Origin of the sequence: Stutzerimonas stutzeri, from assembly GCF_024448715.1 — a bacterium.
Lineage (GTDB): Bacteria > Pseudomonadota > Gammaproteobacteria > Pseudomonadales > Pseudomonadaceae > Stutzerimonas > Stutzerimonas stutzeri_AR.
The window spans coordinates 227,933-240,351 of record NZ_JAMOHZ010000007.1 but is presented as its reverse complement, the minus strand read 5'-3'; the positions used below and the strand labels follow the sequence as shown (position 1 = coordinate 240,351).

The following is a 12,419-nucleotide window of genomic DNA, read 5'->3' as shown; positions in this document are numbered from 1 at the left end:
GCAAGCCAGCGGTGAAGTTAGGTAGGGTGGGCTTCAGCCCACCAATGATGGCGACAGGCTGCCTCCGATCAATGGCCAGCCTTCCAAGGCTGCCCCAGCGACACCGGTGCATACAACCGCGTGCGGATAGCGTCGCGTGACAGCAGCACCAGTACGATGATGGTTGCGACATAGGGCAGCATCGCCAGCAGGTTGCCAGGAATCGACAGGCCGATACCCTGGGCCACCAAGTGAAGAATGCTGGCCAGGCCGAACAAGTAGGCGCCTAGCAGTACGCGACCCACTCGCCAGCTGGCGAATACCACCAGTGCCAGGGCGATCCAGCCACGGCCGGCGGTCATGTTTTCCGCCCACATCGGCGTATAGGCGAGCGACAGGTAACCACCGGCCAGCCCGGCCATGGCGCCGCCGAACAGCACCGCCAAGGCTCGCACGCGCAGTACCGGCAGTCCCATGGCGCTTGCGGCGTTGGGATTCTCGCCGACCGCCTGGATGATCAGCCCGACGCGGCTTTTTAGCAGTATCCAGGCGACCAGGGCAAAGAGGGCGAAGGACAGGTAGACAAGTAAGTCCTGAGCGAACAGCATGCGGCCGACAAGCGGTATCTCGCTCAGCAGCGGAATCGCGATCGGCTCGAAGCCCGCCAGTGGCTTGCCGACCCAGCCGGCACCAATGAAAGACGACAGGCCAACGCCGAAGATGGTCAGCGCCAGACCGGTCGCCACCTGATTGGCATTGAAGCCCAGCGCTACCAGCGCGAACAGCTGCGACAACAGCATGCCGCCGAGGCAGGCAAACACCACGCCCAACCAGAGGTTGCCGGTGGTGAACGCCGCGATGAAACCAGCCACCGCGCCAAACAGCATCATGCCTTCCTGGCCGAGATTGAGTACGCCGGTCTTCTCGCAGACCAGTTCGCCAAGCGCCACCAGCAGCAGCGGCGTGCCGGTGCGGATCATGGCGTAGAAAATATTGGTCAGTAGATCGATATCCATCTAATCAAGCCTCGAACTGCAAGCGGCAAACCGTGAGAGAAAAAGCAAAGGAGTCATGCGGCGGGCTCCGGCTTGAGCGCAGCGGCTCGCGGCTTGCGGCTCCACACCTTCAGGCGCGGTCGATAAAGAATCAGCACATCGCACGCAAGCAGGAAGAACAGCACCATGCCCTGAAACAGCTGGGTGATCGATTGTGGGAGGTTGGCCGCCATTTGTGCGTTCTCACCGCCAAGATAAAGCAGCGCCATCAGCAAACTGGCAAAGACGATACCGAGCGGGTTGAGCCGGCCGAGGAAGGCCACGGTGATGGCCGCGTAGCCGTAGCCGGGCGAAACCTGCGGCACCAGCTGGCCGATCGGCCCGGTGACCTCGGCGACGCCGGCCAGTCCGGCGAGCGCACCACTGATCAGCAGGGCGACCCAGACCAGGCGTTTCTCGCGAAAGCCGACAAAGCCGGCGGCACGCTTGTCGAGCCCGAGTACCTTGATCTGAAAGCCCAGAAAGCTCTTTTGCAGCAGCACCCAGACCACCACCAGCGCCAGCAGCGCGAAGTAGAAGCCGGCGTGCACGCGCAGGTCTTCGAACAACTGCGGCAGGCGCGTGGCGTCGCCAAACATCGCCGATTCCGGAAAGTTGAAGCCCTCCGGATCCTTTAGCGGGCCGTGCACGCCGAACAGCAACAGGTTCAGCGCGATGTAGTTGAGCATGATGCTGGTAAGGATCTCGTTGGCGTTGAACTGCGTGCGCAACCAGGCGCAGAGGCCGGCCCAGGCGGCACCGCCCAGGGTGCCGACAGCCAGCGTGAGCACCAATGCCCAGCGCGAGTCCCAGTCAATGATGTTCACAGCCAGCGTGCTACCGGCCAGGGCGCCGATAAGCAGCTGGCCCTCGGCGCCGATGTTCCAAATACGCGCGTTGTAGACCACCGCCAGCCCTAAGGCGCAAAGCAGGATCGGCAAGGCTTTGACCAGCAATTCGGAGACGCCGTAGAGGTCGCTGACCGGATCGATCAGCAGCACACGAAGGGTTTCCAGCGGCGGATGGCCAAGCGCGGCGAACAGCAAGGCGCCGCTGATCAATGTCAGCAGCGCGGCGAGCAGCGGCGAAAGCCAGAGCATCGGGCGCGACTGCTGGCCGCGTGGTTCGAGGGATAACAGCATACGAAGGCTCTCAGGCGGCGGTGGGCGTGGGTCGATCGAACTGGCCGACCATCCAGCGGCCAACGTCGATGGGAGTGGTCTCGGCGGTGGCACGCAGTGGTGACAGACGCCCATGGCTCAGGGCAGCGATGCGGTCGCTGATCTGGAACAACTCTTCCAGGTCCTCGGAAATCACCAGGATCGCAGCGCCGGCGTCGCGTAGTCCGATCAGCTCGCGGTGGATTGCCGCCGCTGCGCCGACGTCCACGCCCCAGGTCGGGTGCGCCGCAATCAACAGCTTCGGTTGCTGAAGAATCTCCCGCCCAAGGATGAATTTCTGCAGATTGCCGCCGGACAGGCTCCGCGCTGGCGTGTGGCTGCCTGGCGTTTTCACTGCGAAGCGCTCGATGATGCGTTGGGCGAAGGCCTCGACCCGGACATGACGGATCAGGCCGTTACCGACCAGCCCGTCCTGCTGGAAACCGGTGAGCAGGCCGTTGTCAGCGAGGCTCATGTCCGGAACGGCGCCGTGACCCAGCCGCTCGGCGGGAATGAAGGTCATGCCGTGGCGGCGGCGCGCATCGGGACGCAGATGGGCTACCGGGGCGTCTAGAAAGCGAATGCGCGATCCGTGTTCTCGTGATAGGCGCTCTTCGCCGCTGAGCAGCGCGAGCAACTCGTCCTGGCCATTGCCGGCCACCCCGGCGATGCCGACGATCTCGCCCGCACGTACCTCCAGCATCAGCGCCTCCAGCGATACACCGAACGGATCGACGTTGTGCCAGGACAGTCCCTCGACACGCAGGAAGGGCGCACCGCCCTGTGCTTTCGGGTACTCGGCTTCGAGGCCTTCGGCGTCGCCGACCATCAGGCGCGCCAGATCCATATCGGTACACTCGGCCGGGACGCACTTTCCTGATACACGGCCGCCGCGCAACACCGTGGCGCTCTCGCAGAGGGCACGCACCTCGTTGAGCTTGTGGCTGATAAACAGGATGCTGCATCCCTCGCTGGCGAGCCGGCGCAGGACGACAAACAGATCATCCGCTTCCTGGGGGGTGAGCACCGATGTCGGCTCGTCGAGGATCAGGAGCTTGATGTCCTGCATCAGGCAACGAACGATCTCCACCCGTTGGCGCTCGCCGATCGACAGGCTGTGTACCAGCCGCTGCGGCTCCAGCGGCATGCCATAACGTTGCGACACGTCGCGGATCTTCGGCTCCAACTGCTTTGGCGTGCCGGCGACAGCGCCGAGGGCCAGGGCGATGTTCTCGGCGACGCTCAGGGTCTCGAACAGCGAGAAGTGCTGAAACACCATACCGATACCATGGTCACGTGCCTGCGCCGGGTCGCGCATCACCATCGGTTGGCCTTCCCAGAGGATCTGGCCGGCGTCCGGTTGGGTCACGCCGTAGATGATCTTCATCAACGTGCTCTTGCCGGCACCGTTTTCGCCGAGCAAGGCGTGAATCTCGCCGGCGCGGATCGACAAGTCGATGTGGTCGTTGGCCAAGCAGCCGGGGTACTGTTTGGTAATACCGGTCAGTTGCAGGCGTGCGGTCTGTGAGTCGGGCATATCGGCGTTCGCTGGGTTGTTCATGCTAATGGCATTAGCAAAAAGCTGGCCAAGTAGTCAGGAAAAGCCGGAGCGCATGCGTACCTCAGGATGCGCTATCGGAGGTCGTTGGGACGAGGCTAACCAGTGCTTCGCTTTGGTGCTTGTAAGGTAAGGCGGGGGCTGCGTGTGCACCGTTCTGAGCGCGACGGCTGCTGGCCCATCGGTTTGCCTGATTTTAGCGGCACGATTTACCAGATCCCCTCATGCAGCGCGGCCGCTTCTGCTTCGAGCAGCGGGCCGATTACTTCGACCTTGCGCTGGCCCGCTTCGAAGACGACACGGCAGGGTAAATCGAGCGTCGGATTCTCCGGATGGTTGCCGGTAATTTCTTTCAGGCTGCGTTCGGACAGACCATAAACGACCCGCCCGAGGCCTGCCCAATACGCGGCGCCCGCGCACATGGCGCAGGGCTCGGCAGAGGTGTACATGGTGCAGCGAGACAGGAATTCCGGGGTGTAGCGGGTCGATGCCCGGGTCATCAATACACGCTCGGCATGGCCGGTCATGTCGTGATCGGGCATGTAGGCGTTGCCCTGCTCCAGAAGGGTCTCGCCATCGGGTCCGACCAGAATGGCACCGAATGGGTGAGTGCCGTCGGCCAGCGCGCGGCGGGCGACGTCGAAGCTTTTGCGCAGCAGGGCTGAATCGTCTAGAGGCATGGTAAGGGTCCGAGTGAGATGAAATTGCGGCGAGGCGTCTCGCCGCATCGATGGAAATGGGCGGAAATCAGTGTTCGCCCTTCGGCAAACTCCAGCTGAACAACAGCCGCTGCATCAGCCCGACCAGCTGAAACAGCGCCAGGCTGATGATCACCAGCATCATCAGCGCGGCGAACGCCTGGGGAACCTGGAACATGGAGGTCGAGAAGTTGATGAAGTACCCCAGGCCCTTGTCCGCTGCGACGAATTCGGCGACCACTGCCCCGATCACCGCCAGGGTGATGGAGATGCGCAATGCCGAAAACAGGTGAGGGATGGCATAGGGCAGGCGGATGTTGCGAAATTCCCGTGCCCGCGAGGCGCCGAGCGAACGCGACAGCTCGATCAGCTCCGGCGGCGTCGCCAGCAGCCCGGTCACGGTCGACACCACGATCGGGAAAAAGGCGATCAGAAAGGTAATGAACACTCGCGGCAGGTCGCCGGCGCCCATTACCACGACGATGATCGGCGCCACCGCAACGATCGGCGTCGATTGCACGATCACCAGCAGCGGATAGAGCGTGCGCGACAACAGCCTGGACGAGGCCAGCGCGATGGCCAGCGGGATGCCGATGAGGATCGACAGCCCGTAACCGAGCAGGGTTACCCGTAATGTCGCGAAGGTGTGCTCGAGCCAGATCGCCGGGTCGAGCTTCCATGCGGCGGTGAGAATGGCGCTGGGCGAGGGCAGGACGAAGGCCGGGAGGCTGAATAGCCGGCAGGCGGCCTCCCACAGCAATAACAGGCCGAGCAACGCCAGCCCGGGGGCGAAGCGCTCGCCCAGTGCGCGATTAAAGGCCATGGCGGCTGAAAACCTTTCTGCGGATGTGGTTGGCGAGCTCATTGAAACGGGGCTCCGTCAGGGTATCCAGCGACCGTGGGCGAGGTAGGTCGACATCGATGATCTCGGTCACCCGCCCCGGGCGCGCCGACATCACCAGAATTCGGTCGGCCAGCAGCAGGGCTTCGGGGATCGAGTGGGTGATGAACAACACGGTTTTCGGGCGCTGGGTCCAGATGTTCAGCAACTCCAGGCTGAGCTCGTCGCGGGTCAACGCGTCGAGCGCCGAGAAGGGCTCGTCCATCAGCAGAATTTCCGGATCGTGCAGCAGCGCCCGTGCGATCCCAGCGCGTTGCTGCATGCCGCCGGAGAGCTCATCCGGCCGCTTGTTGCCGAATTCCTTGAGGCCGACCAGGTCGAGCAGCTCTTCGCCACGCTCGCGTTCCTGCTGGGTGACCCGGCCATACTTGTGCTTCATGGGAAAGGTCAGGTTGTCGCGAATCGTCAGCCAGGGCAGCAGCGTCGGCTTCTGAAACACAATGCCAATCTCATCCCGCGGGCCGTCCAGCGGCTTGCCATAGATGCTTACCTGACCACTGGTGGGATGGATCAAGCCCGCCAGGATGCGCAGCAAGGTCGACTTGCCACAGCCCGACGGGCCGATTACCGCGATGAACTCATGGCGCGCAATGTCGAAGCTGGTGTCGTCGAGCGCCACCACCTCGCTGCCGTCCGACGAGGTGAAGACCTGCCGGACCTGCTCGAAGACGATGCTCGGCCGTACGGCCGAGCGGGTTTCAGTCTGATTCATGCATTCACTCGACGAAGTCGTTGGCGACGACCTGGGCTGGGTCGAGACTGTCGGCCGGTAGATTCTGGGCGCGGGCGACCCATTGCCACGTGGTTTCCAGGCGCTTTTGATCGAAACGGGCAGTGCCCTCGGCTTCACTGATTTCGTTCTGCATCAGCGGTACCGACGCGGTGAACTGCTCGATCGCCTGCTGCTCGTCAACCTCAGGAACGATTTTCTTCAATGCAGCGGCCGCAGCGGCGGGATCGGCAATGGCCATTTCCTGGGCCTGGCGGTATGCCTTGATGAATTTCTTCGCCACGTCGGGGTTGTCCTTCAGGAAGCGCTCGGAGGCGATCAGCGAGAGGCCATAACCATCGAAGCCGTAGTCCGACCAGGGAATGACCTTGAGCTGCTTGCCGGCTTCCTGCATCGAACGGGCAAAGCCGGGAGCCACGGTGACCCAGTTGATGGTCGCGTCAACCTTGCCGGTCGCCAGCATCGGTGCCAGCGCGCCGGGATCGAGCTTGAGCAGCTGCACGCCGTCACGGTCGATGCCGTTGGCTTCGAGCACCAGCGGGAAAACCACGTTGGAGGCGGAGAAGGTCGGGGTGGCAACGGTCTTGCCGACGATGTCCCTGAATTGCTCGATACCTGAGCCTTCAGCCGTGAAGAAGGCGTCCGGTTGCTTGTTGTAGATGGGCGCCACGGCCACCACCGGCACCGGTCCCTGAGCCCTGGCCTGAAGGACCGACGCCAGACCGGCGCTGCCGAAGTCGGCGCTGGCGGTGGCCAGCTTGGTCACCACGTCGCTGCCGCCGCGTGCACTGGCGATCTCCACCTCGATGTCCTGTTCGGCGAACAGGCCCTTGTCGACGCCCAGATAGATCACCGCCTTGTCGCCGGCAGGCAGCCAGTCATTCAGCCAGCGCACCGTGTCGGCCGCCAGTGCGTTTTGGAAAAGCAGGGCCAGCAGCGAGCTGGCGAGCAGGGTTTTCTTGAACATGGGGAGTTGCTCCTTGGTGGGCATTACGAATGTTGTCGGCTGGAAGAAGAGTCGGGGTGGCGCGAAAAGAACGGCAGCAGGGCGGCGAGTAGGGCTTCGGGGGTGGCCAGTTGCGGCGCATGACCACAATCGAGCACGACCCGTTCGGCGCCGGGTACTTGCTCCTGCATCCAGCGCTGTACCGCTGGGACGACCGAGCGGTCGGTGCTGCATTCGATATACAGGCGCGGCAGGCGGCCAAAGCGCTCGTTAGTCCAGCGCGTCACCACGGCGCGCCCGCCATCGGGCTGCACGCACAAACGCTGCGCCGCGGCGAGCGCCTGCGGCAGCGGCACGTCATGGAAGAACAGTGCACAGGCGATCTCCGCCGGCACGCGGGTGCCGAGGCCGTCGACGCTGCGTTGCAGAAACGGGCCGACTCCGGAAACCTCGGGCGCGGTGGACACCAACTCTGCGCAGGCATCGGCGAAGGACACACTGCTCGGCAACATCATGCCGGCGACATAGGTAACTCCGGCGATGCGCTCGGCACAGCGTTCACCCACGGCCGTGGCGGTCAGCCCGCCGCCGGAATGGGCGACCAGATGCACGGGGCCTTCGAGCCTGTCGATCAGCGCCGCGACGTGGGCCGCGTACAGGTCGAGACTCACTGCCGAGGCCGGCGTGTCGTCGCTGCCATTGCCGGGCAAGTCGATGGCGTGAGGCTTGAAACCGGCGTCCCGCAATCCATCGAGCAACCCGTCCCAGACCCAGCTGCCGGCCCAGGCGCCATGAATCAGCACTACATGACGGTCAGGCATAGGTCCTCCGGTACATCTCTCGGTAGTGCTCTTCGACAGTCACGCTCGGGTAGCGCGGCGCTTCGCCGGGCTCCAGGCAGGTAGGGATGCAGCTCACTTGATGGTCGGGGTTGCCGCCGTAGAAGAACGGCACGCTGTAACGCTCACGACCGGACAGGTTGACGACCCGGTGCAGGGTCGAGCGGTAGCGGTCGTTGGTCCAGCGGGCGATCATGTCGCCGAGATTGACCACATAGGTTCCCGGCAGAGGCGGGGCATCGATCCAGCTCTCAGCGCGGTGATTCCAGACCTGCAGGCCAGGGTTGTCGTCCTGCAGCAACAGCGTCAGGCCGCCGAAATCGGTGTGCGCACCGCAACCCTTTTCCCCCGGCTCGGCGTTCGCTGGCTGTGGTGGATAGTGCAACAGGCGCAGCGTCGCCATGGCTTCGTGACAGAAGGCCGCGAAATAGTCTCCGGGTAATTCCAATGACAGCGCCAGGCCAGCCATCAGACGTTCGGCAAGCCCGGTCAGGGCGGCATGGTAGTGCTCCATCGCCGGGCGAAACGCCGGCAGCGTCGTCGGCCATTGATTCGGGCCGTGGTTGAAGCGCCCAGCCTGTACCCGCGGATCATCAGGCGAAATGTCGCGCCCGAGGTAGAAACCTTCCTTCAGGTCGGCCGGCGCGCCGGGCTCCAGGCGCTGGCCGCGTAGCGCTTCATAGCCGCGGTTGGCCGGCGAGGTGGCTTTGTCGAGCGCCTGTTTGGCCTCGTCAGGTAGATCGAACAGTTGCCGCGCCTGTTCGAATACCGCGGCTTGCAGCGAGACGTCGATGCCATGGTTATGGATGTAGAAGAATCCGGTGTCGCGGCAGGCCCGACCGATCGCTTGGGCGACCATGCTGCGTGCCTGCGGGTCGTCACCGAGCAGTCCGGCGAGGTCGATCAGCGGCAGGTTGGCCTCGTGAATCGGGCTGACGTGAGAAGCATGAGACATGGCGAAAACCTGTGCATTGCCGAGGGCGCATGGCCCGTTACGGCGCAGTATCGGGTCGCACCTGGTGTACGCAAAAGCAGAGAATATCGAGCACCACGATGCCTTTTCGGCATCAGCGAGCGATGCGCTCATGTGGGGCGTCGAGTGCTCTGGAATGGCGCTTTCAAAGGGCCCGGCCGGTGGCCTGGCAAGCGGGTTGGACGACTTGGGCAACGGCTTCGGCGCACCGCTATGGCGCACGAAATGCGGATTTGGTCGTGACGAAAAAAATGCGAGATCAGCGGCGGGACGCCTGCCCTGGCCGAGGTTCGCACCCTCGCAGGCCGTCACTGCGGCCTGTTACGGCGGTGAACGTTCGAATTGGCAGTGGTAAAGACGATGTCGACTGGCGGAGGCAGGCGGGTGACACGTCAACCGAGCTCGGCGCGCTCCCGGCTTTCACGGCTGGCGATTTCTTCGCAGAGCGCTCGGACGAACGCATCCACGGCCACCGGCAGGTAGCGTGAGCTGCGCACATACACGCCGAGGTCGCTAAGCACCTGGCCGTTGTCGTTCAGCGGCAGGTGAATCAGGGTGCCGGCTTGCAGTTCCGCCTCGATGCCGATGCGTGTCTGAAAGGCGATACCGGCGCCACGTTTGGCCATTTGCGCCGCGAGCTCCACCGAGCTGGTCTCCAGTGTCGCCTTGTGCGGCGAACGAGTCCGCGCCACCACCGGCGCCAACAGATGGTGAATCGACAGGTCGCTCTTGGCCAGGATCAAGCGGTGTTCGGCGCAGGTCGAAAAGCTCACTTCACGGCGTTCGGCCAGCGGATGATCGGCAGCGACGATGGCACCGAGACGGAAATGCCCGACGCCGAGTTGCTGCAGGTCAGCGGTGCGGCGCAAAGCGAAGGCGATGCCGATGTCGGCCTGGCCGCTGGTCACCGCATCCGGAATGCCTTGCGAGCCCAGGCTGGTGACGCCGACCGTGATATGCGGGTAGCGCACCGCCATGCTTTCAAGCACGGAGGGCAACAAGTCGACCGTGACACCGGAGACGGTGGCGATTTCTACGTGGCCTGTGCGCAAGCCCTGCAGCGCATCGAGTTCGGAACTGGCGCGCGCGGCATCCTGCAACACCACGAGCACGTGGCGAGCGAACACTTCGCCGGCGGCGGTCAGACGTAGCCCTGCCGGCAGGCGCTCGAACAACGGGGCGCCGATCTCGCTCTCCAATTTCAGAATCTGCCGGTTGACCGCTGACGAGGCCACGTTCAACCGTCGCGCCGCCTCGCGAATCGACTGGCAGCGCCGCACCATGTCGAAGTAATGAATGGCGGGAGAATGGATACGCAGACGACGTGACATACGAGAGGCTCGCCTCGGTTCGGGTAGCCGGACGGAGGGCGACCTCCACGCCGGAGGGACGTCAGGCGGGAGGCGTCAGACCGCAGCCCTTGAGAATGACCCGGATCAGGGTCTCGGTGCCGCATGCGAAATCATCCTTGGTCACCCGGCGCTGGCCAGTGATGCGGCGGATCTGGTCGGAGAAGTCTGCATAGTGCTGCGTGCTGCTCCAGAGCAGGAAGATCAGGTGCATGGGATCGATCGGGTCCATCTTGCCCGCATCGCTCCAGGCCTGAAGCACTGCGGCGCGACCGCGAAACCACTCGCGGTAGTCCTCGTTGAAGTGCGCCGACAGGCATTCACAGCCGCTGATGACCTCCATGGCAAAGATCTTCGAGGCCTGCGGCTGCTTGCGGGAAAAGTCCATCTTGGTGCGGATATAGATTGCCAGCGCGGTGGCCGGGTCGTCGTCGACCGTGAGGTGGTCAAAGGCGTTGTCCCAAAGCTCGAGGATGTGCCGCATGACCTCGACATACAGCCCGAGCTTGTTCGTGAAGTAGTAGTGGAGGTTGGCCTTCGGCAGCCCTGCACGTAACGCGATGGCATTCATGCTCGTGCCCTTGTAGCCATGACGTGCGAACTCTTCGGCCGCGGCCGACAGGATCAGCTCTTCATTCTTCTGGCGGATGCGCCCAGGGCGTTTGTCCGATATGGCGTCGGGGTTGAGCGCGGCGTCGAAGGTATTCATGGTGTCCTTTCCTGTGGGCGACGGGTCGTCAGGCTTGGTGGGCTTCCTGGATGCTAGCGCAGGCAGCAGCAGACGTCTTTTCGCGCGGCAAAAGTAGATCCAGCAAAATAGCGGTGATGCCGCCACAAGTGATGGCCGAATCGAAAAGGTTCTGGACCAATTTGGGCATCTGGTGCAACAGCTCCGGTTGTGCAGCAATTCCAAGGCCGATTCCGAGGGAAGCGGCGATGATCAGCATGTTCCGCCGATCCAGCTTGACCTGCGACAGGATGCGAATGCCAGCGGCAGCCACACTGCCGAACATGATCAGCGTGGCGCCGCCGAGCACCGGCTTGGGAATTTGCTGTAGCACCGCGCCGAGCAGCGGGAACAGGCCGAGGGCAAAAAGGATCGTGCCGATATACAGGCCTACGTGACGGCTGGCCACGCCGGTCATCTGGATCACGCCGTTGTTTTGCGCAAAGGTGGTGTTGGGAAAGGCCGAGAACACCGACGCGATCAGGCAGCTGACGCCATCGCCGAGAATGCCGCCGCGCAAACGCTTGAGGTAACTCGGGCCCTCGATTGGTTGACGGGAAAGCATGCAATTGGCGGTCAGATCGCCGACCGTTTCGATGGTGCTGATGACGTAGATCAGTGCCACCGGTACGAAGGCCGTCCAGTCGAAGGCGAAGCCGTAACGGAAGGGCATCGGCACGCTTACCAGGGGCAGATCCGGCAGCGGTTGCGGGATCAGCTTGCCGCTGAACCAGGCGGCAAGGCTGCCGACGGCGAGACCGATGACGATGGCGGAGAGGCGAATCCAGGGCTGTTGCGAGCGGTTGAGCAGGATGATGGTCAGCAGCACCAGTGCGCCGAGCGCCAGGTTGCGTGGTGCGCCGAAATCATCGGCTTTGAAGCCGCCTCCTAGATCGGTGATGCCGACCTTGATCAGGCTAACGCCTATCAGTGTGATGACGATGCCGGTCACCAGCGGCGTGATGATCTTGCGCAGCTGACCGATGAAGCGGCTCAGCACGATCTGCACGAAGGCGCCGAAAAAGCACACACCAAAGATCATCGCCAGGATGTCTTCGGGGCTGCCGCCGCGGCTTTTGACCAACAGCCCTGCCGACAGCACGGCGCCAAGGAAGGCGAAGCTGGTGCCTTGCAAGCAAATCATGCCGGCGCCGATACCCCACGGGCTGCGCGCTTGGATGAAGGTACCGACCCCGGAAACCATCAACGCCATGCTGATCAGGTAGGGCAGGTGATCGCCGAGACCCAGCACGGCGCCGATGACCAGCGGCGGCGTAATGATTCCGACAAAGCTGGCAAAGATGTGCTGAAGCGCCGCGAAGATGGCGGGCAACGGGGCAGGGCGATCATCCAGACCATGGATCAGGTCGGCTTCGGTGTGTTCTTGCATGGCAGTGACCTCGAAAGCGAACGGCGGTAGCGCAGGCTTTATTGCCTGTCTCAGTGCCTGACGCAGTGCAAGAAGCTGACCACTTGCTTAGGTTTTATCGGTCACCGGATCCGCAGCACCACTTCCAGGCCTCGA

The 12,419-nt window shown here is 63.4% G+C and carries 12 protein-coding genes; all 12 read right to left on the bottom strand.

The genetic code is table 11. The annotated features are described in order from the left end of the window. Positions 1-68: 68 nt before the first annotated feature. On the bottom strand, positions 69-995 hold the full coding sequence (locus NAV33_RS16665) for an ABC transporter permease (protein WP_255982058.1): 927 nt from the start codon (positions 993-995) through the stop codon (positions 69-71). Between the two features lie 53 nt (positions 996-1,048). Further along, positions 1,049-2,155: an ABC transporter permease gene (locus NAV33_RS16660; RefSeq protein ID WP_255982056.1), complete on the bottom strand. Its 1,107-nt coding sequence runs from the start codon at positions 2,153-2,155 to the stop codon at positions 1,049-1,051. A 10-nt stretch (positions 2,156-2,165) separates the two neighbouring features. Next, positions 2,166-3,710, bottom strand: a complete 1,545-nt coding sequence (locus NAV33_RS16655; RefSeq protein WP_272887392.1) for an ABC transporter ATP-binding protein — start codon at positions 3,708-3,710, stop codon at positions 2,166-2,168. 230 nt (positions 3,711-3,940) lie between these two features. Then, a complete protein-coding gene (locus tag NAV33_RS16650) occupies positions 3,941-4,411 on the bottom strand; it encodes a nucleoside deaminase (RefSeq protein WP_255982052.1) in 471 nt (156 codons plus the stop codon). Positions 4,412-4,478: 67 nt separating this feature from the next. Further along, entirely contained in the window at positions 4,479-5,252 is a 774-nt protein-coding gene (locus tag NAV33_RS16645) for an ABC transporter permease (RefSeq protein WP_255982050.1), read from the bottom strand. Continuing rightward, on the bottom strand, positions 5,242-6,042 hold the full coding sequence (locus tag NAV33_RS16640) for an ABC transporter ATP-binding protein (protein ID WP_255982048.1): 801 nt from the start codon (positions 6,040-6,042) through the stop codon (positions 5,242-5,244). Before NAV33_RS16640 ends, NAV33_RS16645 begins: the two co-directional genes overlap by 11 nt. Positions 6,043-6,046: 4 nt before the next feature. Continuing rightward, on the bottom strand, positions 6,047-7,027 hold the full coding sequence (locus NAV33_RS16635; RefSeq protein WP_255982046.1) for an ABC transporter substrate-binding protein: 981 nt from the start codon (positions 7,025-7,027) through the stop codon (positions 6,047-6,049). 23 nt (positions 7,028-7,050) lie between these two features. Beyond that, positions 7,051-7,827: an alpha/beta fold hydrolase gene (locus tag NAV33_RS16630; protein ID WP_255982044.1), complete on the bottom strand. Its 777-nt coding sequence runs from the start codon at positions 7,825-7,827 to the stop codon at positions 7,051-7,053. Beyond that, positions 7,820-8,800, bottom strand: a complete 981-nt coding sequence (locus NAV33_RS16625) for an isopenicillin N synthase family dioxygenase (RefSeq protein WP_255982041.1) — start codon at positions 8,798-8,800, stop codon at positions 7,820-7,822. The genes NAV33_RS16630 and NAV33_RS16625 overlap by 8 nt, the downstream gene beginning before the upstream one ends. Before the next feature lie 410 nt (positions 8,801-9,210). Next, positions 9,211-10,149: a LysR family transcriptional regulator gene (locus NAV33_RS16620; protein ID WP_255982038.1), complete on the bottom strand. Its 939-nt coding sequence runs from the start codon at positions 10,147-10,149 to the stop codon at positions 9,211-9,213. A gap of 61 nt (positions 10,150-10,210) precedes the next feature. Then, positions 10,211-10,876: a TetR/AcrR family transcriptional regulator gene (locus NAV33_RS16615; protein WP_255982037.1), complete on the bottom strand. Its 666-nt coding sequence runs from the start codon at positions 10,874-10,876 to the stop codon at positions 10,211-10,213. 28 nt (positions 10,877-10,904) lie between these two features. Beyond that, positions 10,905-12,284: a uracil-xanthine permease family protein gene (locus NAV33_RS16610; RefSeq protein ID WP_255982035.1), complete on the bottom strand. Its 1,380-nt coding sequence runs from the start codon at positions 12,282-12,284 to the stop codon at positions 10,905-10,907. Positions 12,285-12,419: the final 135 nt, after the last annotated feature.